The following is a 25,357-nucleotide window of genomic DNA, read 5'->3' as shown; positions in this document are numbered from 1 at the left end:
AATGATGTCATGAAAAAAACAGGAATTTGGTTAGATAAAGAAAAAGCACTTGTCATTACACTACAAAATGATCAAGAAACCTTACAAACAATCCATTCAAATATAGAACACTTTCGTCCGCATGGAGGTGCTGGAACACGGCAAAAAGGTGGTCCACAAGACGTAGTTCAGGATCGTAAATATTTGGAACGTTAAAAACACCAAATGAAGCAATACTTCAAAAACATTGCTGAAAAAGTATACCTAATTCACGGAGAACCTTCTGCTTTAAATGCTTTTAGAGTAAAAATAGAAGATACATACCAATGGAATGTCGTAGTTCCGAAGCTAACAAGTGTAGAAAAAATTAGAATTTAAACCAAAAAGTAACACCGATGAAACGTCTCTTATGTATACTCTTTTTATTCCTGTTGGAAAGCTGTTCTAGTGTAAAACTTGCGAGCGATTGGAAAAATCCTGACATAGATTTGTATGTTCCGTCAAAGGTATTTATTGTGGGACTTACCACACATGATGAAGCTAGAATGCTATTTGAAAAACAACTCCAAGAAGCACTCACGGAGCGAAATTTGGAAGCGTTTAAAAGTATCAATTTTTTAACATCAGACTTTAGTACAAAAAAACAATCGAAACAACAACTTGATGCCGTAGAAAAAAAACTTCTTGAAGATGGATTTGACACGATTCTATTTAGCAAAATTATAAGAGTTGAAGAAAAAGTTACCTACAAAAAAAGCCAGTACAATGGCGGAGAAGCTTCTCAAAACTTCAAAGAAGATTTCATAACCTCACAAAACTTTTTATTCAATACAGATTATTACAAAGAATATAAAATTTACCACTTGGAAGCAACTTTATATTGTATTTGTCCTACAAAAGAAAGAGAGTTACTTTGGAAAGGCTATATAGAAGTTTCGGATAAAAAAGCAATTGATAAAACGATTGATCGTTACGTAAAACTTATTCTATTAAAATTAGAAAACCAACAACTAATTCCTTCAAAAACAAGCAAATAATTAACAATTATGGAAACACAAATACATTACATCAAATGGCTAAGCCCTGAAGAAATGCACGAAGATTCACTCAACTGGCTTTCTGAATTAAACTTTATAAAAGATGAACACTTCTTTTTTGGAAATCTATTGCAAACATTCTCAGTACCATTATCTGAACTAGACGTATTCTCTAATGAAAAAGAAATCATAGACGTACTCAATAGATCGCAACGAAGAACAAATACGCTCATTGAAGCTGTAACAACGCATGAAAGAGAACTCAAAATTATGGTCGATGGAATAAATCAACCCGTAGATGAAAAAAAATACAAAGACACACACCGCGATTTAAAAGTTGAGACATTAGCGTTTTTAGAAAATTACCGCATGTTGAAAACGCAAATATTTGACATCATAAAGGAAATTAAAAAAGAAGAAAAGTTTAGAACATTATTTGATAAAAACCACTAAAAAAACAAGCTCATGAAACGATTTGCTATACTTCTAATTTCCATACTACTCACAAGTTGTACCAGTACAACATTGGTTGACTATTGGAAAAATCCTGATATAGAATACTACGAGCCACAAAAAGTCTTAATTGTGGGACTAACTTCAAATGAAAAAGCACGAAAACAGTTTGAAAACGAACTCAAACAAGAATTTGAACTCAGAGGTACAGAAGCCGTGGCGAGTTTAGACTTACCCTATGCCAGTTTTAAAACAAAAAAAGTGACGCTAAAAGAACTCAATGAACTAGAAGAAAAACTTTTGCAAAATAGTTTTGATGCTATCATTCTTTCAAAAGTGATTGGTGTTGAAGACAAAGTTATGTACAAAAACAAGTATCACGATCGCAAAGAAACGTATAGAGGTTTTGCAGAAGAATATGTAAAATACCAAGACATCTATTACAATCCAGAGTATTATGATGAATATACCATATATCACTCGGAAACTTCCATGTATTGCATTTGTCCAACGAAAGACAGAGAACTACTTTGGAAAGGCTATATAGACATTATCGATCCTGTATCTATTGACAAATCCGTAAGTGACTATGTAAAATTAACCATTGCTATTTTAGAAGAGGAAAAACTCTTAAACTTTCCAGATGTACCAAAATGACACATACGCAATGGAATAACGTAGCATAAAAGCGCATTACGAAAAATACACAAAACTGCTCACTACAATCAAAATAACGATAATACCAATAGATTTTGCGTGTTTCCAAGGCGTAATATCTACCTCTTCCGTAAATTTTTGTTCGTATGCGATGGTTCTTGGAGAAAACTTTCCAATCAATAACATGATGATAATATTAATTACAAACAAAATTGCCATTACATGTAAAAAATGCGGATAATTATCTTTTCCAAACACATATGGTTTTAGTACAAATTGACTCAAAATATAGAATACAGCTCCTAAAACGATGGCAATATTTGCCGCTTTCGCTGGAACGTACTTTGTTGCATATCCTACAATAATAATCGTCAAAATTGGAATGCTATAACAACCGTTTACCTCTTGCAAATACCCAAAAAGTCCATCAGGTGCATTTGCGATGAATGGTGCAACAAACATGGCTAACATCGCCAAAAACACACCAAACAACTTTCCAGCTTTTACAATTTGTTTCTCCGTTGCTTCTTTATTGATGAATTCCTTGTAAATATCTACTCCAAAAAGTGTTACAGAACTGTTCAGCGCACTATTAAACGAACTCAAAATAGCACCAAACAACACTGCTGCAAAAAAGCCAACTAATGAAGCAGGCAATACTTTTGTAACCAGTTCAGGATAAGCTTCATCAGCATTTGCTAAATTTCCTTGAAATAAATGAAAAGCAATAATTCCTGGTACTACTACAATCAATGGACCTAATATTTTAATAAATGAAGCAAACAACAATCCTTTTTGTCCTTCTTTTAAGTTTTTTGCGCCCAATGCACGTTGAATAATTGCCTGATTCGTTCCCCAATAAAACAACTGTACCAACATCATTCCCGTAAAAATAGTCGCAAAAGGAATGGACGATTCTGTATTTCCAATGGCATCAAACTTTTCAGGATTTTCAGCCATTAAGGTAGCAATTCCATCAGAAACACTTCCGTTTCCAATTTCTCTTAAACCAAAATACGGAATCATCAAACCGCCAATTAACAATCCAACCGCATTAATTGTATCGGAAACCGCCACTGCTTTCAAACCGCCAAAAATAGCATAAATAGAACCTGCAATTCCGATTGCAAATACAGAAATCCACAAAGCGGTTGTTTTAGAAACGCCTAACAACTCTGGAATATCAAACATTCCGTTAATTGCCAAGGCTCCTGAATATAATACGATAGGCAATAACACCACCACATATCCGGTAAGGAATAATCCTGACGTTAATGCTTTGGTAGTAGTATTGTATCGTCGTTCTAAAAATGTCGGAATCGTCGTAATTCCGCCTTTTAAATATCTAGGTAACAAAAAGATAGCGGTAATTACCATTGCAATTGCCGCCAACGTTTCCCAAGCCATGACCAAAATTCCTTCTTTATATGCCGAACCGTTCAAGCCTACAATTTGTTCTGTAGAAAGATTCGTCAACAATAACGAACCCGCAATGACGATTCCTGTGAGACTTCTTCCGCCTAAAAAATAACCATCCGAAGATGTTTCATCGGTGGAACGTGTGGCAACATATGAAATGACAGCAACCAAGGCTGTAAATCCAATAAAAGAAAATAATCCGAGCATGAATGGTGGTTTTTATTTAAAATATAAAATAGTGTTCGGTACAAATCTCTAACCATGACCGTTACACTAAAAAAAGTAATTGAGGTTGTCAAAAAAGTCAAAAAAACGTATTCGATTTCTCATAACAGCTAAAAATCAGCTTCATGAAATTCAGCATCAAGTTCAGAATAACGTTTTTAAAAGCTTCTATGACAGCCTCAATTGCTTCAAACGATACTAATATATCACTTTTTCACAAACATTTTACTATACTGCAAACCATTTTCATCGGTCACGTTTAGTAAATAATTCCCAACGCCAAGTGTACTTATATCAACCTGATTTGTTGTGACTTCTTTCAATAATACTTGCACGCCAATAGTATTGTAAACTGCGATGCGATAGTTTGTCGATTTCGTTGGAAGATCAAACCTAATCAAATTGGAAGTAGGATTCGGAAATACCGTAAAATCGTCTGCTTTAATTTGTTGGTTAATTTGTGGTGTAATCAATCCTGTGGTGTTTGCATTTCTAGATGCTGATGTGGTTCCCCAAGAAAAAACTTCCCAACCAGAAGCCGTTTCACGATTTGAGTTCATTCCGTTAGAAGATCCGCCTTCGGCACTTACAAATTTTCCATTGAAACCTTTCAGTGCTACTTGTCCGTTAATTTCAATCCATTCAAACGATTCCCAACCAGAAACACTATTGCTCGTGCAAGTAAGAGGCGAATTTCCATTTTGAGAATTTACATATTTGTTATTATTTCCTTTTAGCGCAATTTTAGTATCTCCAGCACTTATAACCTGAAATTTTTCCCAACCGCCAACACCATTTCTATTGGCTGTCATAGGTCCTGAACCGTTGTTGGAAGAAACATATTTATTACTATTTTTCAACCAAATATACGATCCGATTGGTTTTGATGGAATCAATAATTGATGCAACGAACTTACAAAAGTCGAATTGGAAAGCTGTACTTTATTTGCCAATTGATTTAAGGTATTGTACGTTTCGTTAATAGAAGGTCTTGAAATGCCTGATTCGCCTCGTAAATATGGTGCAATCTTATTTGTCCATTTCGCAGGACTCGTAAATGAATAGACAGCTCTTGGTGTATTTTCACGTTTCCATGCCCAAAATGCCCAACTCACATTCTGTGAATCGTAATCGGTACGCGCAGCTTTTACCCAAGTGTCTGTATTTTCGCCAAATTCTCCTGTAAAGAGCGGAATATTTAAGTTTTCGCCTTGTGCTTTTATTGTATTTAAATCTGGATTTGGATTCGATTCATTTTGCAATCCATAGTAATGATTGGAAAATACCAACTTACTGTCCCAACGTTCTAACATATCGTAAAAATCACTTCCGTAGTAGTTTCCTTCGGCAAAAATTAAATGATTTGAATCTTCTTGACGAATGGACGCCGTCATTTCTTTATACGCTTTTTTCAGTCGGTATTTATTGTTATCCAATACAGGTTCGTTGAGCAAATCATATCCTGCTAACCATTGATTTCCTGTTCTATTTTTATAACGTTTCGCAATATGTTTCCAAACTGCTTTGGCAATATTCACGTTATTCCAGTTGCCATTCCAAAAATCAACAGTTGTCCCTGGATTGTCCGAATGATGATCTGGATTTTGATAACCTGGCGCCGCATGCATACAAAAAATGACATAAATATTATTATTATTTGCCCAACTCAATGCTTTATCGAGCCAAACAAAACCGTCATTTTTGGTAGTTCCTGTAGCGTCATTCCAAAACATATTGTAATGAAATGGGATGCGAATTACATTGAATCCTTTTTCTTTTGCTTTCGCGAAATCAGCATTCGTAATATATTTATTACGCCAGTTTGTTTCAAAATTACTAACTAAAAACTCACTATTTCCTAGCAAATCTTTCAAACCTGCTCTAATCTGTGAATGTGATTTAATGCCATCAACGTCTAAATCCATCATGTATCCTTCCCAAAGGAGCCAATTTCCAAAATTGACACCACGAAGTGTGATTGGATTTCCGTTTTCTAAAATTTTACTTCCTGTTGCCGACACAGTCAATTGTGCATTGGCAACATTCATTGTCAAACTAATACACAGCAGCAAAAGCCAGCTGTATAAGGTACTTTTCTTGGTTTTCATAATTCTTGGTTTTTGGTGGTTTTGGTAGGTTTTGGTTATTTAGATTTTAAAATTCAACACATAAAATGCAGTATTTAAAAAATAAGTACCTTCTTTACATCACGAGAATTTCCACGCTCTATTTGAATGAAATAAAGTCCATTTGCCATGGAATTGAAATCAATTTGTAGGTTCGTAATGGATGTATTTTCTATCATTTTTAAGGTGCTACCATTCACATCAAATACTTTAATTTTCAAATTGTTCTCAGATGAATCGACACTATTGAATGCAACAGTACGTTGTGTTTGATTGTAAATTGCCTTAAAATCACTTTTTGCAACTTCGTTTACGCTTAAACTTGCCGCTGTTACAATTTGAAACTGCTGATTTGGATTTGTCGTATCTACATCAAAAGTTTGTAATTTTCCTCCTGAATTTCCGCCATCAATATCAAATGCTTTGATTGGCACATTTGTAGAACCAAAATTGCAGAAAGCATCAAAAGCGATTTCAAAAACATAACTATTTGCTATAGAACCCGCTGAAATTTTAAATTCTACATAATCGCTTGTCATTGCAAAACCTGTTTGTACATCGCCAAAAACGCCACACCAACCGTCTTTTATTCCTAAAAATGAACTATCGCCTACATTCTGAATTTTGTATACGTCGTTTCCTTGATGTGTAAATGTCCAAAGTTGAAAATCATCGTTGGTGTTATTTGTCGCCATTTGCGCTCTTCCAACCACTAAATTATCAGGATTTCCTGGATCGCCTGGCGGAAGTGTATTGACACTCATCACTTCATTATGAACTGTATTTAAAATTTTATACGTTCCGTCTGTGATAATTTGCGCGAAAGCGATCGTGCTAAACACCAAAGCAATTGCTAAACATTGAACTTTTTGTATGTAATTTTTCTTCATAATTGTTTTTTTTTAGATTAATAAATTAAAGATTGAATCGCATGCGCATCAATTGAAAACTTGAGTTCTTTTGCGCCTACAATAAGTTTATAATTGATTTTTTCGTCAGTTTTGTTCATGACTACTGTAGTAATAGTTCCATCCGTATTTTGAAAAGACGTACTTTCTAGCGTACTTCTACTGGTTGTGGTACTTACACGTTTTGCATTCGGTTTGATGAATTTTGAAAAGTGTCCAATGTAATAGTACGATGGCGTGTATATGAGTTCGTTTGTGCGCGTATCTGCATGAATTGGCGCAAAACAAAAGTTCTGTACATGATTTGGTCCACCTGTATGATCTAACAAAATATTCCAATCTGTCCAACCCACAGTTCCATTGTTAAAGTCGTTAATCATAGAGTTTCCGTAGCGTTCCGCATTTGACCAACGTTGGTATTCTTGTTCGTCAAACTTTTCTTGACAACCTTCTGTAAATAGTAAGTTTTTGGTTGGAAATGAAGCGTTGATGTTTCCTAAGTTTTCATATTTTGCATCGCCGCCAGTCCATGTTTCATACCAATGAAAACCAATTCCCCAAGCATATTTTGCCGCTTCTGGATCTTCAAAAATCGTGTTTGCTCTGTGTGAAATTAAATCGCGGTTATGATCCCAAACCACAATATTTTTATCGCCCAAACCATTTTTTTCAAAAGTTGGTCCTAAGTTATTTTTCAAAAAATCTCGTTCTTCTTCTGCTGAATAAATACAAGATTCCCAACGTTGTGTTGCCATTGGTTCATTTTGAATCGTTACGCCCCAAACTGGAATACCTTCTGCTTCATACGCTTTGATGAATTTCACAAAATAATCTGCCCAAGTTTGATAATATTTTGGCAACAATTTTCCACCTTTTAGCATGTGATTGTTCGTTTTCATAAATGCTGGCGGACTCCAAGGACTTGCATAAAACACCAAATCGTCTTCAATAAGTGCCGTTGCTCTTTTGATCATCGGAATGCGTTTTTCCTTGTCTTTCGCTATCGAAAACGTTTCTAGTTTTTCGTCGCCTTCATCAATGTATGTAAAGCTTCCCAAGCCAAAATCACTACTGTGAATACTGGTTCGGATAATATTGTAATTGATGCCGTTTTCAGTATAATACGCGTTTAAAAATTCTTCCTGCTTGTCCTTCGATAATTTTGAAAACACTTCTGCGGAAGCGTCCGTAATTGCGCCACCAATTCCTAAAAACGTTTGAAATTTCTTTGAAGGATTGACAAATACTGCCACTTCCGTTTCTAGAGGTTGTGTTGTATTTACAAAACGAAATTCGCCTTCATTTGCTAAACGTAAACTTGAATTTTCAGCGGTTGTATACAACGTTGCTTTGGTAGCTTGAAATGCTGTTTTTGCAACATTTTCCTGCTTTTTTTCAGGTTGAGTAACGTCATTAGCGCATGAGGCCAGTAGCAATGCTGCTACGGCAATTATCGTATTTTTTATGTTCATTTGTGTGTAGGTTTTACTTACCAAACATAGGTTCCTACTGATCCCGCAGGCAATACTGTAGAAACAGGTTCGGCTTGTACATTGATGTTAAAATTTTTCTGAGTGTCTGTATTATTTAAAACGATGACCACAATTTTCCCGCTAGGAGTTTTGTATGCCACATTTGGAAGATCTGTTAAGTAATTAGAACCAATTCGTGTGGAATTGACAGGTACAAATTTTGCTACTTGTGCTACAATGTAATACGCAGAATTTCGAGTAACATCGTTGCCATCAATTGTTACGGCTCCTAAACATGCTGTACAACCGCCATCCGTAAACGGACCATTACTTGGATTTGCCGCTAAGTTCCATTGCAATACATTTTTACTCCAATTTCGTGGCGCGCCAATCATCAATTCTCTGAAATGCCAACGAATATCTTCTTGAAAATCGCCTGGAGCTTCTATCCATTGTTCCGTGAAATAGATATTTTTATCAGGATGTGCGTTGTGTACCAAACTTAAGTTATTAATTTGTCCCGCGTATAAATGAAAGGCAGAACCGTCAATATAACTATTAGCGTTAGCGTTGTTTAATACCGCAATCGGATAGTTTGTATTGTCTGGATTATGATCAAACGCAATGATTTTGGTTGTGATGTTTGCATTCGCGAAAGCGGCACCTAAATGATTTCCAATGAAATCGATTTGCTGTGCGGCAGACATCACCATGCTTGGATTGTTGAATGGATTTTCAGGTTCGTTTTGTACCGTAATTGCATCAATTGTAATTCCTTGCGCTTCCATTGCCTGAATGTATTTTACAAAGTAATTTGCATACGTTCCATAATATTCTGTTCGCAATTCGCCTCCAACAGAGTTTTCGTTAGTTTTCATCCAAGTTGGCGCCGACCAAGGTGTTGCCAAAATTTTTATGTTTGGATTGATAGCCAAGATTTCTTGCAATACAGGAATTAGGTTTGCCATGTCTGGATTGATGGAAAAGTTGTCCAAATTCACATCTGTTTGACCAGCTGGCACATCGTTGTAACTAAATACATTTGCATCTAAATCGGACGCGCCAATACTGATTCGCAAGTATGAAGTCGCAATATCATCTGCGCCATTGCCAAAGAGTTCGTTGAGTAAATTACTTCTTGCGCCTGAAGACATGTTATTGATGAGTTGCGCACTTCCGCCTGTGAGCGAAAATCCAAAACCATCCATTTGTTGGAAAGTATCGTTTTCACTGATGGAAATGGTTGGATTGTTGTTATCCGACAACGGAAATATGTTGTTATCTTGCAACGTAATCAAGCTTGATTTGTCGGGCGTTGTCATGTAGAAATCCACACCAACTTCGGCTTGTGTTGGTGGTTCATATGTTGGCATTTCATCATCGCTACATGCTGAAAAGAAAGAAAACGACAAGGCAAACATCAAAAACTTCATGCTGTTTAGAGTATATAATTTCATTTTTTTTAGTCTTGTTTTTTTATTGAATAAATTCGTAGGTTCCTGATTGATAATCATTTGCAAGCGTAATGGTTACTGTATATGAACCGTCAGTATTGATATTCAACAGATTAGATCCGCCACCATTGATTAAGTTTCCTGTCAATGCGGTTGGATTGTCGCTTCCTAAATCGAAATCCCACGGACTTATAAATTTGCTATCGTATCCTGCTGTAAGGTTTACCGTAATTGAAAATGTATTTGGATGTGAATATGTCATTTGATTTTCCACTCTATCATCCCAAATTTGCCAATGAAATAGCTTGAAATTATAATATGTCCAACTGAGTTGCGGCACACTGAAATCAATATTGAAACGCAACGCTCTATCATTGTCTAGTGTGAAAGTATTACTGTTTTCTAAGAGTGTAATTGTATCCGAAACACTATCGCCATCAGGATTTATGCTTTGCGCTAAATTTTCGTTGACTGAATAGGAAATTCCTGAACCGTCCATTGCACTATTTAAGGTGTAAGAATTGCTCGCTTGCATCGGAATGAAATCATTGGTACTAAATACATCGCCATCTTTAGATAGTTCCTGAATCATCACGCCATTTTCAAATAAAAATAGTTGACTTGGCGTGGCAATCGGTTCAATGACCGTATTGTCTTCTTCAAACGTATAGTTGTAATTTTCTGCCGAAAGGTCTAACGTAACAAAGTACAATCCTGTTTGATCATTTGGAATGTCTTCTATTGAAACTCCTTGACTTGTCGCATCATTTTCCAATACAAGTGTGTTTGGCGTTCCAGTAACTCGTTTTAGTAAGTAACCCCAATCGCCGTTTGCTCTAAAAACAAATCCGCCAGTATTTTCGAGGTTTATAGACGCTTTCCAGATGCCGTTTCCTTGATATGCCAACGGTTCGTCTCCGCCCCAACCGCCACTTACGGGCGTTCCAACCATTCCCCAATAGTTGATTTGGAAGAGTTCGTAAGTATTGGTATCTAAGTTGATTCGGATTCGATATTGTCCTTCGTTTTCAGCAACTATTCCAGCACCAAATAGTGCTAAGTTTCCATCAACTCCTCCGTACTGTAATGCTGGTAATGAACGCTCGCTGTAAAATTTGTAGGTTTCGCCTGCACGTAAACTTGTGTATACTTCGTGAATGTTGGAAGGCAATCCGTTATCGTCTGTTAAACGACGTAATAATATCGCTTCCGCAAGATTATTGTTGTTTTCCGTTGCCGTTCCTGAAATGTATATTTTGGTAGGAATGGTTTCGTTTTCAAATCGGGTTACTTTCATACTTCCGATAACCATATTCGATTTACTTAAGCTGTTTGTTTTTATTGCAAATGCAACCGTAGCTTCTGAATTTGCTTGAAAACCTGAAAATGATAGTATTTGATCGATCATTTCATAGGTTATAGAAACAGACGTTTCAGTTCCGTTATTGGAAGATGCAGTCGTTAACATTGGCGTGCTGAAATCAGTAGTTCCTAAAGTATCAATGAGTACTTCGTATGTTACGGCATATCCTGCTGATGATTCAGCCGCTTCCCATGTAAATGTAATGGTTTCATTTGGCGTAGTTTCATCGAGAATTATACTTGTTTCTAGCGTTGGCGCAGTAATTGTTGGTGCGCTCAATGTCCATTCGCCTTCAGGCTGTAAATTTTCTTCTTTTTCACAAGAAACCATGGTAACGAATGCTAAAAAGCACAGTGTGAGTAAGTGTATGTATTTCTTTTTCATAACAAATATTTTATAATGGATTTTGAACTAAAGCAGGATTTCTATCGAGTTCCTGCTGTGGAATTGGTAATAGTTTTTTTGCTGCTGTCATGTTGTAATTGACAGGACTTCCATTTCTGAGATCAATTTCAACAAGATTGTTCATTGTGGAAACTAATCGGTTGTAACGTGCTAAATCGTCCCAACGTTGTCCTTCTTGAAATAATTCGAGTCTGCGTTCTTTTAGTATTGTAGTTCGAAGCGTTTCTTGCGAATTGCTTTGGGCTGTTGTCAGATTTGGCAATTGCGCTCTGTTTCTAATTTTATTGACTTCAGTGATGGCATTTCCTAGTTGTGTTAATTCGTTGTAGGCTTCTGCTTTGAGCAAAACGATATCGCCATAGCGTAATAAATAGGTATTGTCTGCACTTGCAAAACCGTTTGCGTTTTTCCATTTGTAACTAAATGGAATTGTACTTCCTTGTGTGTTTCCCCAAAATTCATCAACCCATTGTACTTGTTCAAAGAGAATTGAAGCGTTTTTTCGAACGGTATCGCCTTCTCCATCAAACGCATTGACTAAATCAACTGATGGTGTGACAAATTTTCGCCATGTATCGCCACTGATTGATGGTGGTAATAATAGTTGTGGACCAAAGTTTCCTTCGTTTCCACCTAAGTATTGTACTTCTATGATTGATTCTGCATTGTTGTAATTGTTTCCATTGAAAAGCTGCTCGTATGCAATAAGTTCATAGTTTGCTTCGCTGCTTTCTAAGGCTTCTATGTGGTTTAAAACTGCCGTATAATCTGCATTTGGTTGTTGTGCAAAAGCTTTTGCAGCTAATGCATGTGCGGCACCAGAAGTGGCTCTTGCTTTGTTGATACTTGCATCATTTCCGTATGTATCGGGCAATAAACTTGCGGCTGTTTGTAAGTCTGAAGTGATTTGCGCATATACTTCTTCAATGGTTGCACGCGGAACGTTGACGCTTCCACTGTCGGTTGATGTAATTGTGTTTAGTATTAACGGAACGCCGCCCCAAAGTTTTACCAATGTGAAATAGTGATATGATCGTAAGAAATACGCTTCTCCTCTGATTTGGTTTCTGCGTTCTTCCGTAAGTAACGGATCGTTGATTTCTTCGACACGTTCTAAGACTAGATTTGCTTTTGAAATGGCGTTGTACAAGTTTGACCAATGTGTAAATAATCGCGAATGTGTTGGTTCGATATCAATGAAATCTATTTGAAATATTTCAGGATTATCGCCGCCTGCATAACAGTTATCGGAACGAACATCTTGAAATAGTATATTGTCCCACACATAGTATTCTGACGATTGAAACGATTCGTACGCGCCAACCAAAGCTGCTTCTATTTGACTTGCCGTTTCGTAGGCGTTTCCACTTGTTTCTTCCGAAATTGGATCTAAGTCTAAGTAGTCATTACACGAAATTATTGCAATGCTGATGAAGAGATAGATGATTTTTTTATAATGTTTCATGCCGTTGCTTTTTTTAAAATGTAACATTTAGCCCAAATATTAGGTTTCTCGTTTGCGGATAGGTTCCAAAGTCAATTCCCCGAATGGTGTTGCTTCCGCCGAAAGCATTTACTTCTGGATCAAATCCTGAATATTCGGTTATTGTAAATATGTTTTCGCCTGTAGCGTATACTTTTAAACCACTGATATTGAGTGTTTCTAATAGTTTTTCAGAAAAGCTGTAACTCAGTGTTATGGCTTTGAAACGAAGGTAGGAAGCGTCTTCAATGAAACGCGTTGACACACGTGAGTTGTCGCTGTTTCCAAAGCTTGCGCGCGGAATGTTTGTGATATCGCCAGGTTGTTGCCAGCGATCTAATACCGCAATTGATTGGTTTTTAGGGTCAATCATTCCTTCTGTTTCTATTCGTGTTGCGTTGAGCAAATCGTTTCCTTGTGATCCTTGCAAAAATACAAATAAACCAAATCCTTTGTAGTTGATTGTATTTGTGATTCCATAAAAGAAATCAGGATTTGCATCGCCAATGATGGTTCTATCTTCTGGACTTGGCGTAAAAGTTGATTCGCCATTTCTATCAATGTAAAAAGCATTTCCCGTAGTTGGATCAACACCTCCAAAAATGTATCCGTATAAAGAACCTAATGCTTCGCCTTCACGCACAATGCTTGCTTCTCCTCTACCGCCAGCGATTCCACCTTGTAGAATTTCTTGTCCAACTAAATCAATGACTTCATTTTCGTTAAACGAGATATTGATTCCTGTATTCCATGAGAAATTGTCGTTTTTGACATTGACACTGTTTACAGAGAATTCTAATCCTTTGTTTTGCAGTTCGCCAACATTTTGAATGGCACTACTAAACCCTGTAGACGTTGGCAATGGCGCATTTAATAGTAAGTCTCTCGTATTTTTGATATACGCGTCTGCTGTGAAGCTAATTCTGTTGTCAAACAATGAAACATCAATTCCTATGTTGGTTTGCTCAGATTCTTCCCATTTGAGTTCTAAATTTTCTATTGATGCGGGAAATGTTCCTGGTTGTACAGCGCCGCCAAACGGATAGTTTGCACCATTTCCAATGCGTCCAAGGTAAGCATAGTTTGCTATTTGATCGTTTCCTACAATTCCCCAACCTGCTCTAATTTTTAGGTCGTTGATAAATGAATCTTCTGGAATGAATTTTTCCTTCGAAACACGCCAACCTAGAGAGAATGATGGAAAGTATCCCCAACGTTGATTGGGTCCGAAAGCACTTGATCCGTCAGCTCTAAAGTTTGCTGTTAGCAAGTATTTGTCGTCGTAACTGTAGTTGATTCTACTTAGAAATGACGCGTTTGCACGTTCAGATTTGAAAGCTGTTGCTGCAAATAATTCTGATCCGCCATTTGGTGTGGCAACGGCATTACTTGCAAAGTTTCTGGTTTGAATGGAACTGTCTTCAAAACGAAATTTTTGATTTACAGAACCTACTAAACCTTCTATGTTGTGCTTTCCAAGTATTTTTTTGTAACTCAGTGTATTTTCAATGATATAGTACGATGTTTTGTTTGTATTGTTGATGGCTTGTCCGCCAATAGCGACACCAAATCCTGTGCGGAATGGATCGAGAAATGAATCGAATACGCCATTACTGTTATCGATTCCGTAGTTAATTTTGTATGTGAAATCGTTTAGAAACTTGGCTTCTGCGTAAAGATTTCCTAAGAAACGTTGATTGTTAAATTCGCGTTCTAAACCATCCGTACTTGCTAAAGGGTTTTCCCAGTTTTGAAATGGATTGCTCGAAAACATGCCGTCGTCATTGAAAACTCCGATGATCGAAGGCGTTGTGAGTGCGCCCAATAAAACGCCACCTTGATTCACGTTGTTGTTATCATTTATATCTACATCGCGGTAACGTGTATAGGCAATTCGCGTTCCGACTTTGAGCCAATCATTAATTTCTTGATCGAGATTTATTTTGAAGTTTGTACGATCGAGTTCAGCACTTCGTACAGCGCCTTCTTGTGAAATGTATCCCGCAGATACAAAGTAGTTTGTTTTTTCTGATTTCCCTGAAACTGAGATTTGATAGTTTTGCGAGAATCCATTTTGAAAGATTTCATCTTGCCAATCGGTTCTTGCTGTAAAATCGTCCCAGTTTGTAGAGAGTCCAAGTTCCGTCATTAAATCACGGTATTGTTCTCCATTTAGTACTGGTAATGTGTTCCAAACTTGCGAAAATCCTGTATAGATGTCTAAACTTATTTTTGGTTTGGTTGTGGTTCCGCGTTTGGTAGTGATGATGACAACACCATTGGCACCTTGTGCACCATATATTGCCGTGGAAGAAGCATCTTTTAGAACGGTAATTGTGTCAATATCACTTGGATTGATCGATCGTGTGTCAGTGGTTGGTACACCATCTACGACATATAAAGGTTCACTTCCTGCATTGATGGAGTTTGTTCCACGAATACGAATGCTAAATCCTTCCGATGGTTTTCCCGAACTTGATAGTACTTGTACACCTGCTGATTGTCCTTGTAGTAACGCGCCAACTTGTGTGTTTGGACGTGATTCAAACGCTTCGCCATCAATGATAGATACAGATCCTGTAATGTCTTTTTTGAGCTGCGAGCCATATCCGACAACTACAACTTCGTCCAACGCATTGACATCATTTTCCATTTGAACATTGATTGTACTTTGATTGTTGACAGGAACTTTTTTTGTTTTCAATCCTACATAACTGAATACAAGGACTGAGTTTTCATCAAATTCGAAGGTAATATTGTAGATTCCATCAAAGTTTGTACTATCGCCCTTGTCTGTACCTTCTATAATAACAGAAACGCCTGGAATTGGGATTCCGTTAGCGTCCGTTACTTTTCCTGAGACTTTGTTTTGTGCATGAATAGTTATTCCTTGAAAAAGAAATACTATGAAAATCGCAATACATTTTAGCTTTTGTATATTCATTTTAGTGTTGAATTACTTCGTTTTTTAGGTTCTCGAAAACGTTGTAGCAATTTACTTTGAAATACGCCATGTATAGACACCTGTTTTTTTAAAAGTGGATTTTTAAAGACTATTTATAGCACTAATTATTTGATTTTCAATTTTTTAAAAATTTAAATCGTTGCTAAATAAGTGGGTTTTGTATCGCTATATTTCGAAATATTGTCGTGAATTTTCCATAAAAAGGAAAAATATTAGTCAAAAAAAGTAAAGTTCTGAATTTTATTGGATGTTTTTTACCATTTCTTCAAAGGTAGTTTTGTCCTTCGCAGCACTTTTTATACTAGCGCGATAATTATAGATTGTATTGACGGAGTATCGAAGTATTTTTGCAATGCGAGAACTGTTTGTAATTCCTAGTTTGATCAACGCCAAGATTCGCAATTCTGTGTTGAGTTTGTTGTTATCTTTTAGGATGATTTGTTCTTCAGATTTTAGCAATTGATTGACATGTTTTACGAAATCAGGGTAAATGTGTAAAAAGGAACTATCAAAGTTTTTGTTGAATATTTCGAGTTCTTCTTCGATGAATTGCTTTGATTTTGAGAGTTCTAGCAATGATTTCATTTGATTGGTATTGACATATTTACGCACTAATTTTCGATATACATCTAGTTTGGTAATGTATTCGGAATATAGATTTAGAAATGTGCCAATGTAGTGTTCTTTTACCTTATCAGATTCGGAAAGTTCTAAGTATAAACGCTTTAAGTCTTCATTAGAAGTGTTTAGTTTTTCGTTGGCAGTTGTTAGCTTGTTTCTTGCTTCAGAAACTTTTCGTACTTGTCGAAATACTAAATAGATTGCAATGAGTAAAAATCCTGCGAGAATGCTGATAAATATTAGAGAGTCTTGAAGTTTTCCTTTTTGTTTTTCACTTCGCTCTTCATATGCTTTTGAAATCATCGGTAAACTATTGGCGATGTTGACAAAACGTAATTGCGAGTTGTAAAATTCGGCATCTTCAAACGAAAAGTTCACATAGTTGTGTGCGCGATCAATGTCACCTTCTTCAAACATTATTTTTGCCAATATTCCCATAGAAGCATTGTCTTTTACGGAAGCTTGTATGTCGGATAATGCCGAAAGTATTAGGAATTGTTTTTGCATTTCTGCATCATTTTTCAATTCGTATAAGAGCGATCTTTCAAATGTAATTAACGAAAAACCTCTCGATCCAATATTGACTTCTTTAAGTCGTTTTGAATTTATTTTTAAGGCTTCTTCCAATTGCCTGTTGTCACGAAAGTTTTTTTCTTTTAGTCGTAATGATTCTTCTGAATTTGGATCTAATCGTGAGTATAATGAATCTTGGTAAGCTGTGTATAGTTTGGAATATAGTGCTTTACTACTTTTTACCGTTGTGTTGTAGGACAAACCAGAATATCCTTCTTTGTACGCAATGTAGTATTCATTGATCAACGATGGTGGCAATGCGTTTCTTTTGATTTCATTGAGTGCATCAATGGATTCTTTGTAACGACCTGAATCGACCAATAAAGCACCAAGCGCTAGTTTACTTTTGTTAAGAAATAGTGTGTTTTCGAGTTGTGCAGCAATTTCAATATTTTCTTCAATATAGTTTAATGCATTGTCAAAATTATAAAATCTGTACTCATCAATAACCGTATTGTACAACTCGTATTTGTCCTTTAACGCTTCTGTTTTTGCTGCTTTTTCAATGAGTTTGTTGATTCTGTCTTCTTTTTGTTGATCAAAAACCATGCGTTTCTCCATGGTAGATTTTAGCACATTTGTGAGCGAATCAAGGTTTTGACTTTGTATGTTGGTTTGAACACAAAGTACAATTAGGAAAGCGAATATTATTTTTTGGAAATCGATTTTTTTGATTTTAGCAAATAAAGGTACAATTTACCATTATTCTGCTGCATTCACAAAAGTCATCGTATTCCTATGTTTATTGTATAGTGGATAAAAAGTTACGAATTGATCGTTGCTAAGAGTTTTTTGAATGTAATGAGTGTTTTTTCCTTGAGTTCTTCTTCTTGGAATTGTTCTGTAATTTGAACACACTGAATTGGCACTTGATTTTTTTCTCTTGAAGTTATTTTTTTTAGACAGTTTGAAGATAAGATCATTGCTCCATCTACACTACCATCATTGATCATATGCAAGCATTCTTGTTCGCGTTTGTGTTCTTCAAATGATTGAAATAATACGATACGATATCCAAATTTGTATGCTATTTTTTCAATATTATGGAGAAAACTACTGTAAAATGTCGTGTTTATTTGCGGTATGATCACTGCAATTGCTTTGGTTTGTTTTTTACGCAAAGCAACCGCATAATTATTGGGTACATAATTATGCTTTGTTGCAATTTTTTTGATGGCTTTTCGAGTTGTTGGACTGATGTCAAATTTGTTATTTAACGCCTTTGAAACCGTAGAAACAGAAAATCCTGAGAGTTGCGATAATTCTTTTAGTGTGATGGTTGATTGCAGAAAATTCATTTTCTTACTTCTTTTATAATCTGAATTGCTTCTTTTGTGAGTGCTTCAATTTTTTCATAATCGAAGTCTCCATTTTCTTTTTTCTTCATCAACTTTGAGCCCATTCCAACGCAAGTTGCACCAGCATTGAACCAACCTTCTAAGTTTTCTTTTGTTGGAGCCACGCCACCTGTAGGCATAATACTTGTCCAAGGTTGTGGTCCTTTTATGGCTTTGATGAAGTTTGGTCCGTAAATTCCACCTGGAAATAGTTTTACAATTTCACAGCCTAGTTCTTCTGCTCTTGCTATTTCTGTTAGTGATCCACAACCTGGTGACCATAATACTTTGCGGCGGTTGCACACGATGGCAATGTCTTCGCGTAATACAGGTGTTACGATAAAATTCGCGCCAAGCGACATGTATAAAGAAGCAGCTGCAGCATCTGTGACGGAACCAACTCCCATGATCATTCCTGGTAATTCTGCAACTGCATATTTAGTTAATTCGCCAAAAACTTCGTGTGCAAAATCGCCACGCGCCGTAAATTCGAGTAAGCGAGCGCCTCCGTCATAGCAAGCTTTTAGCACTTTTTTACTTACTTCTATATTGTTATTGAAGAATAATGGAACCATTCCGGTTTCCTTCATTACCTGTGCGACTTCTAGTCTTGAATATTGTGCCATTATATGATTTATTTTTTCTCGTTTTTACGAGAATATTTTATTGTTTAGTTGAAATCTAACAGATTACTTTGTGTTTTCTCTGCAACGATTCATGCGTTATCGTGCAACTCTTCCAGAGGCATCTCCGCCCATTAGTTTTTCTACTTCTGCAATCGTAGATAAGTTTGCATCTCCTTTGATGGTGTGTTTTAAACAGGAAGCTGCGACTGCAAAATCTAATGCATTTTGGTCGTCTTCAGGATATTTTAGTAATCCGTAGATTAATCCGCCCATAAATGAATCGCCACCACCAACTCTGTCTACGATATCTGTGATTTGATATTGACGTGTTTCGTACATTTTTGAACCATCATATAATACGCCAGCCCATGTATTGTGCGACGCTGATATGGAACCTCTTAGTGTTGTGATTACTTTTTTAGCTCTTGGGAATTTTTCCATCATTTGCTTACAAACTGATAGGAATGCTTCTGCTTTTACATCGTGTCCGTGTTTGTGAACGTCTAATCCTTCTGGATGAATTCCAAAGTGTTTTTCAGCATCTTCTTCGTTTCCTAGAATGATATCACAGTACGACGTTAGTTCGGTCATTATTGCTTCACGATCGCCTCCATATTTCCAAAGTTTTGCTCTATAATTTAAGTCTGTAGAGATGGTAATTCCTTTGGCACTTGCGGCTTTTACAGCTTCTAAACACACATCTGCGGCTCCTTGTGATATTGCAGGTGTAATTCCTGTCCAGTGAAACCATTCAACACCATCAAATACGGCATCCCAATCAATCATTCCTGATTTTATTTCCGCTATTGCAGAATGTGCTCTGTCGTACACAACTTTACTTCCTCTGCTTACGGCACCTGTTTCTAAGAAATAGATTCCTAAACGATCGCCGCCCCAAACAATTTTGTTGACACCAACACCACGTTTACGCATTTCCATCATGGCGCAATGTCCAATGTCATTGTCTGGTAATCGAGTTACAAAATCAACATCGACACCATAATTGGCTAAAGAAACTGCTACATTAGATTCGCCTCCACCGTACACTACGTCAAAGCTATTTGTTTGTGAAAATCTTAGAAAACCTGGAGGTGCTAAACGCAGCATAATTTCTCCAAAAGTGACTACTTTACTCATGTTTGTATCGTCTTAAAATTATTAAAATATCTATTTTGGTTAAACGTTTAACCAACTCGGTAAAAATAAATCAAAACCTAGTTCGTTTTGATTATTTGCTATAAAAAGCTACTTTTGCTTAAACGTTTAAGCAAATATATAAAAACTAAGTGAAAAAAAAAAGAACTACGATAAAAGACATTGCTACTGTTTTGAATATTTCGCCAGCGGCTGTATCTAAAGCACTTCATGACGATTCTAGGATTAGTACAAAAACGAAAGACGCTGTTAAACGTGTTGCAAAGGAATTAAATTATCAACCAAATCATTTGGCCAGTGCGCTACGAAAAGGGAAAAGTAATTTGGTTGGCGTCATCGTCCCTAGAACGAGTAGTAACTTTTTTTCATCCGTTATTCAGAATATAGAAGAAGTTTTGAATAAGGAAGGTTATAATATTATCATCACACAATCTAACGAATCTTTTAAAAAAGAATGTCGCAATATAGACACCTTACTTTTTACTCAAGTTGATGGCATTATCGCTTCGATGGCGAATGAAACCGTAGATTTATCCTATTATGAAAAGATAAAATCGAAAGGAATTCCATTGGTATTGTTTGATAGAGGAGAAAATGATTTGAATGTAGATTATATTGGAATTAACGATTATGATAGTAGTTTTATGATTGTGGAACACCTTATTTCAAAAGGTTGCAAAAGGATAGCACATATTGGTGGTTTTAGACATACTCGAATTTTTAATAATAGAATTAGAGGATATATTGATGCAATACACGCGCACAATTTACCACATGAAGATGCTTTGTTAGTTGAAAGCAGTTTGACTTTGGAAGATGGAAGGTTGAAAATGCAAGAATTATTAGCGTTAGAAAATCCGCCAGATGCTGTATATATTGCGGGAGATTATGCCGCTTTGGGCGCTTTGCAATTGTTGAAGGAACAAGGAATTAGTGTTCCGAATGATATTTGTTTGGTTGGTTTTGGGAACGAACCGTTTACTTCTTTGGTCACACCAACGATTACGAGTATTAACCAACATAGTGCGCAAATAGGACAGTTGGCTGCTGAAACTTTTTTGAAACGTGTGAAGATGGATACTGTAAAGCAAACACTGAACAAGATTATTTTGGATGCCGAATTGATTGAACGCGATTCATCTCAAAAAAAATAGTAATTACTTATATACATTTTAATAATATAAAAAAGGTCTAATTTTAAATAGTAAAATTTGACCCTTTTATATTTTTAGTTATCCAATAGATCTATTGAAAACTATTTTTTAGATATTAGTTTATGACAAAAGATTTAAAAGTAGCATCTGGTGTTTTAGATCCGTCACCTGAATCATTGTAAACGCCAGCTTTGAAGTAGAAATCATCTTTTACACCATTGTCAAACCATTTATTGTTGATTACTTTTTTGATATTCGAATTGTTTGTAGTGTATGTTGCCGTTTTTGTTACCGAACCAGTCTTTGCTGTAATCTTAACGCGATTGTTACCTATTTCCACTTTTATATCTAAATCGGCTCCTGACGTATAACTTTGCAATGTTGTTTCATACGTTGACCCTTGGTTTTTCTTATACGTGGTTGTAATGTAACATCTTATTTTTCCGTTTTTAATTTCAACTCGTAATAAAGGTCTTTCTGCATCTCCTCTGTTGTGAACTTGAGCAATCGTTATTCCATCAGAAGGATAATCACTGAAACTTGCGGTATACGACATCGTTCTTGTGGTGTTTAAAGAAGCTTCTTGTCCAGGTTTTTGTTTCCATTCTGTTCTTCTACCCGATTGCTTACAGCTGGTTAGTTTGTATGATCCGTTGCTATTTTTCTGGTATTTTCCAATAAAGTAACTGTCGTTTGTACCTCCATTTGTATTGTTGGTATCCGTTGCATTTTTAGACACTGTACTTGTGCTACTGGTACAACTTTTAGTCGTTTCAATTTGTATGTTACTAAAGGTAAAGGAACCTACAGTACTGGTACTTCCGCCATTGTTAATGACTTGAAATTTTTCATAAGCACCAATTGCTGTTCTATTGGCTCTCATGTCTTTTGTACCATTCTCAGAGCAAACGTATTTGTTGTTACTTGCTCTAAGGGCAATTAGTTCATTACCACTTGCGGTACCAAGTTGAATGACTTCAAACTTTTCCCAAGCGCCAATTGCGGTTCTATTGGCTATCATGTCTTTTGTGCCGTCTTCTGAACAAACGTATTTGTTGTTGTTTGCTTTGAGAGCAATTAAATCATTCCCGTTTTTAGTCCCAACTTTTACTACCGTAAATTTTTCATAGGAACCAATTGCACTTCTGTTGGCAATCATATCTTTTGTGCCATTTTCCGAGCTAACGTACTTGTTATTGTTTGCTTTTAGTGAGATTGTTTGCCCGTTTGTAATTTTTGCAGCAAGATCAAGATTTTCTTCCACTTGACTTTCTTCATCTAAATCCGTGTTGTTTGCGCAACTTACTGCGAGCGCCATGAATAATAGCATTGTGAATCTCAAGTATGAGATCATTTTTCGTTTTGAGTTTTGTTTTTTCATTTTTATGGTTTTGGTTAATTTTTGGTAAACCAAATTGGTAAATCAGATTGGTTTACCAATTTGGTTTACCAAAAATATGAAAAAATTTGTATTTTATTAGCAACTCAGTAATTTTTGATTTAAAAAATTGAATATTTCACAATTAAATACTGTTTTGGTATAGTATTTAACAATAGTGGTTAAAGAAAAAGATGATTTAATTCTTCAAAGTATTTTAATGTGTAAGAAAGGTAATAGTGAGTTAACTACTCGGTAGATTGAGCGCACTTTATTTCAAAAAATAAGCGCCATTGCTTAAAAACAATAGCGCCTATTCCATTCTGAAAACAAATTTGTACTGTATGCTAGATTCCTAAAGCTTGTCCTCCACCAATTTGGATGGTTTCCGCAGTTATGAATGCAGCATCTTTACTTGCAAGGAATGAGATTACACCAGCTACATCTTCTGGTTGTCCTAATCGACCAAGCATAATATTGTTTGCCCAAGAAGCAAATACTTCTGGTTTTGTTGATTTTATTTGTGCGTGAAATGGTGTATCAATTGTTCCTGGAGAAACTGCATTGACACGAATTCCGTATTCTGCTAAGTCTTTAGCTAAAGCTCTTGTGATTGTATGTACACCAGCTTTTGAAGTTCCATAGATTCCTGCACCTGGTCCACCAGCTGTCCAACTTGCGTTTGAAGTAAAGTTTATAATTGATGGATGTTCTCCATTTTTCAAGAACGGAATTGCAGCTCTTGAAGCATAGAATACCGAATCAAGATTTAAAGCCATTACAAAACGATAGAATTCTGTTGTCATTTCCTCAAATCGAGATCTTCCGCCTAAACCACCTGCATTGTTTACAAGCAAATCTATTTTACCATACTTCTCTCCTATTTTTGTGATATTTTCAGTTACTTCTTCTTCTTTGGTAACATCAAAACCGTAATATTCCGCAGTGATTCCTGCATCTTTAAGTTGTTTTAATTTTTCTGCGCCACTAGCGTCATCGATACCATTTAAGATAACCGTGTATCCATCAGTTCCTAATCTTCTTGCTACTTCGAAACCAATACCGCCAGTAGCTCCAGTAATGATGGCTACTTTTCCATTTAATTTACTCATAGTTGTATTTTTATTATGCTATTATTTTTGTTGAATGTTTATTGTTATGATGTTATTGTTTTCCTAACAGGACCTATATTTTTTATTAGTACAAATATTGCAATTACTCCTAATACCACCGAAACACAAATTGCGATAAACGCTGGTACGTACGATCCGCCTGCTGTAATTTTTCCGATAAACCAGTTCATAATCATTGGAGACACTGCGGCAACCGTACCTGCTAATCCTGCAAGTGTTCCTACAGATGATCCTCTGAATAAGTCACTTGATATGGTTTGAATGTTTCCAATTGCAAATTGAAATCCGAATAGTGCCAATCCTGCAAAATATATGAATGTCATGAAGTTGTCTTCTTTCACTAGTGTAATGATACATACAAAAGCGATTAAGACTAATAGACCTCCTAAAGCAATGGTTGCTTTTCTTGAAATGTCTACGGAGTATTTTTTAATTAGTTCGCGCACAAACATTCCGCCGATGATACTTCCAGCTGCAGCCATTAGATATGATATCCACATGGTTCCTGCAATTTCTTCAATGCTTAGTCCAAATTTATCATTTAAGTAAATTGGCATCCATCCTGCAAAGAACCACCAAATAGGTTCTATAAAGAAGCGGCATGTTAATACGCCCCATGATTCTTTGTAGCTTAGTATTTTACCGACAGATAAACTTTTTGCTTTTACTGTTGTTTCTTCTTCTACGTTGTCTATTCTACTGGAAAGAATTAGGTTTCGTTCTTTATCGGTAACCCAAGGATGTTTTTCTGGAGTTGATTTGTTTAGGAATAACCAAGGAATTACCCAAAGTAATCCGATAGCTCCTAAGATGATGTACGTGGTTTGCCATCCGAATCTTGAGTATAGGAATACAATGACAAATGGTGCAATTACATTTCCAATAGAGGCACCTGCATTGAATATTCCTTGTGCGATGGCGCGTTCTTTAACGGGAAACCATTCTCCATTACTTTTTACGGCTCCAGGCCAGTTTCCTGCTTCTCCTAAACCTAATAAACCTCTGAAGATTGACAGGGTTATTAAACCTCTTGCAAATGCGTGAAATGCTGAAGCTACTGACCATACAATGATAGATACTGTGAAACCCAAGCGTGTTCCGATGGCATCATAGAGTTTTCCAGAAGCAAATTTACCAATCGCATAACATGCTAAAAATACGTTGAGCATGGTAGCATAGTCAGATTTGTCCATACCTAAGTCTTCGCCCATTTGCGGCCAAAGTAATGCAAAGGCAGTTCTATCTATGTAGTTTATTACAGTGGCTATGAAGATTAGCATTATAATCCACCACCTTAGTCCTTTTATTTTCAAACGTTTATGTTTTTATGATATTTACTACTACAGTGTGTATACGAATCCTTGTGTGACAAGTATTGTATGTAAAGTGTTAAAGCAAATAGCTTAGTTATTTTTGTCTGTAATTGTATTGTGA

The 25,357-nt window shown here is 36.1% G+C and carries 21 protein-coding genes; 6 read left to right on the top strand and 15 right to left on the bottom strand.

Annotated elements, in window-relative coordinates; translation table 11 throughout:
- Positions 1-9 precede the first annotated feature (9 nt).
- From AA089_RS23635 to AA089_RS09435, 5 genes are read left to right on the top strand one after another with little or no spacing between them, the layout of a single operon-like run.
- On the top strand, positions 10-195 hold the full coding sequence (locus AA089_RS23635) for a hypothetical protein (protein WP_053002300.1): 186 nt from the start codon (positions 10-12) through the stop codon (positions 193-195).
- 9 nt (positions 196-204) lie between these two features.
- Entirely contained in the window at positions 205-357 is a 153-nt protein-coding gene (locus AA089_RS24695) for an MBL fold metallo-hydrolase RNA specificity domain-containing protein (RefSeq protein ID WP_156168959.1), read from the top strand.
- Positions 358-374: 17 nt separating this feature from the next.
- Positions 375-1,016: a hypothetical protein gene (locus AA089_RS09445; RefSeq protein WP_046756689.1), complete on the top strand. Its 642-nt coding sequence runs from the start codon at positions 375-377 to the stop codon at positions 1,014-1,016.
- A 9-nt stretch (positions 1,017-1,025) separates the two neighbouring features.
- Positions 1,026-1,469 carry a hypothetical protein gene (locus tag AA089_RS09440; protein ID WP_046756688.1) on the top strand — a complete coding sequence of 148 codons (444 nt, stop codon included), beginning with the start codon at positions 1,026-1,028 and terminating at the stop codon, positions 1,467-1,469.
- Between the two features lie 12 nt (positions 1,470-1,481).
- The gene (locus tag AA089_RS09435) at positions 1,482-2,126 is read left to right on the top strand and encodes a hypothetical protein (RefSeq protein ID WP_046756687.1); all 645 of its coding nucleotides are present in this window, start codon (positions 1,482-1,484) and stop codon (positions 2,124-2,126) included.
- 36 nt (positions 2,127-2,162) lie between these two features.
- Here AA089_RS09435 and AA089_RS09430 read toward each other — a convergent pair whose 3' ends face one another.
- From AA089_RS09430 to AA089_RS09375, 12 genes are all read right to left on the bottom strand, one after another.
- Entirely contained in the window at positions 2,163-3,752 is a 1,590-nt protein-coding gene (locus AA089_RS09430; protein WP_046756686.1) for a solute:sodium symporter family transporter, read from the bottom strand.
- 224 nt (positions 3,753-3,976) lie between these two features.
- Positions 3,977-5,878 carry a cellulase family glycosylhydrolase gene (locus tag AA089_RS09425; protein ID WP_046756685.1) on the bottom strand — a complete coding sequence of 634 codons (1,902 nt, stop codon included), beginning with the start codon at positions 5,876-5,878 and terminating at the stop codon, positions 3,977-3,979.
- Positions 5,879-5,952: 74 nt separating this feature from the next.
- Positions 5,953-6,786 (bottom strand): T9SS type A sorting domain-containing protein, encoded by an 834-nt coding sequence (locus AA089_RS09420; RefSeq protein WP_046756684.1) that lies wholly within the window; start codon positions 6,784-6,786, stop codon positions 5,953-5,955.
- Between the two features lie 17 nt (positions 6,787-6,803).
- The gene (locus tag AA089_RS09415; RefSeq protein ID WP_082113241.1) at positions 6,804-8,276 is read right to left on the bottom strand and encodes a glycoside hydrolase family 30 protein; all 1,473 of its coding nucleotides are present in this window, start codon (positions 8,274-8,276) and stop codon (positions 6,804-6,806) included.
- 17 nt (positions 8,277-8,293) lie between these two features.
- The gene (locus AA089_RS09410; RefSeq protein ID WP_046756719.1) at positions 8,294-9,733 is read right to left on the bottom strand and encodes a glycoside hydrolase family 30 protein; all 1,440 of its coding nucleotides are present in this window, start codon (positions 9,731-9,733) and stop codon (positions 8,294-8,296) included.
- Between the two features lie 19 nt (positions 9,734-9,752).
- Entirely contained in the window at positions 9,753-11,477 is a 1,725-nt protein-coding gene (locus AA089_RS09405; RefSeq protein ID WP_046756683.1) for a SusE domain-containing protein, read from the bottom strand.
- A gap of 10 nt (positions 11,478-11,487) precedes the next feature.
- The gene (locus tag AA089_RS09400; RefSeq protein ID WP_046756718.1) at positions 11,488-12,963 is read right to left on the bottom strand and encodes a RagB/SusD family nutrient uptake outer membrane protein; all 1,476 of its coding nucleotides are present in this window, start codon (positions 12,961-12,963) and stop codon (positions 11,488-11,490) included.
- A 13-nt stretch (positions 12,964-12,976) separates the two neighbouring features.
- A complete protein-coding gene (locus AA089_RS09395) occupies positions 12,977-15,925 on the bottom strand; it encodes a SusC/RagA family TonB-linked outer membrane protein (protein ID WP_046756682.1) in 2,949 nt (982 codons plus the stop codon).
- A gap of 261 nt (positions 15,926-16,186) precedes the next feature.
- Positions 16,187-17,701, bottom strand: coding sequence for a DUF6377 domain-containing protein (locus AA089_RS09390; protein WP_053002298.1), 1,515 nt, complete (start codon positions 17,699-17,701; stop codon positions 16,187-16,189).
- 203 nt (positions 17,702-17,904) lie between these two features.
- The gene (locus AA089_RS09385; RefSeq protein ID WP_053002295.1) at positions 17,905-18,438 is read right to left on the bottom strand and encodes a LacI family DNA-binding transcriptional regulator; all 534 of its coding nucleotides are present in this window, start codon (positions 18,436-18,438) and stop codon (positions 17,905-17,907) included.
- A complete protein-coding gene (locus AA089_RS09380) occupies positions 18,435-19,103 on the bottom strand; it encodes a bifunctional 4-hydroxy-2-oxoglutarate aldolase/2-dehydro-3-deoxy-phosphogluconate aldolase (RefSeq protein WP_046756680.1) in 669 nt (222 codons plus the stop codon). Before AA089_RS09380 ends, AA089_RS09385 begins: the two co-directional genes overlap by 4 nt.
- 96 nt (positions 19,104-19,199) lie before the next feature.
- Positions 19,200-20,240, bottom strand: a complete 1,041-nt coding sequence (locus AA089_RS09375; protein ID WP_046756679.1) for a sugar kinase — start codon at positions 20,238-20,240, stop codon at positions 19,200-19,202.
- Positions 20,241-20,389: 149 nt separating this feature from the next.
- On the opposite strand from AA089_RS09375, the gene AA089_RS09370 reads away from it, so the two are divergent.
- Entirely contained in the window at positions 20,390-21,412 is a 1,023-nt protein-coding gene (locus AA089_RS09370; RefSeq protein ID WP_046756678.1) for a LacI family DNA-binding transcriptional regulator, read from the top strand.
- 115 nt (positions 21,413-21,527) lie between these two features.
- Here the strand turns inward: AA089_RS09370 and AA089_RS23630 are convergent, their stop codons facing one another.
- From AA089_RS23630 to AA089_RS09355, 3 genes are all read right to left on the bottom strand, one after another.
- Entirely contained in the window at positions 21,528-22,793 is a 1,266-nt protein-coding gene (locus AA089_RS23630) for a polysaccharide lyase family 7 protein (RefSeq protein ID WP_053002293.1), read from the bottom strand.
- Between the two features lie 344 nt (positions 22,794-23,137).
- Complete coding sequence (locus AA089_RS09360; RefSeq protein WP_046756677.1) at positions 23,138-23,902, bottom strand: SDR family NAD(P)-dependent oxidoreductase; 765 nt, start codon at positions 23,900-23,902, stop codon at positions 23,138-23,140.
- 44 nt (positions 23,903-23,946) lie between these two features.
- Entirely contained in the window at positions 23,947-25,236 is a 1,290-nt protein-coding gene (locus AA089_RS09355) for an MFS transporter (RefSeq protein ID WP_046756676.1), read from the bottom strand.
- Positions 25,237-25,357 lie beyond the last annotated feature (121 nt).

The sequence above is a fragment of the Kordia jejudonensis genome (assembly GCF_001005315.1).
In the GTDB taxonomy this organism is placed as follows: Bacteria; Bacteroidota; Bacteroidia; order Flavobacteriales; family Flavobacteriaceae; genus Kordia; species Kordia jejudonensis.
Note: the sequence above shows the minus strand (reverse complement) of the source record. Positions and strands in the feature narration are given on the sequence as shown.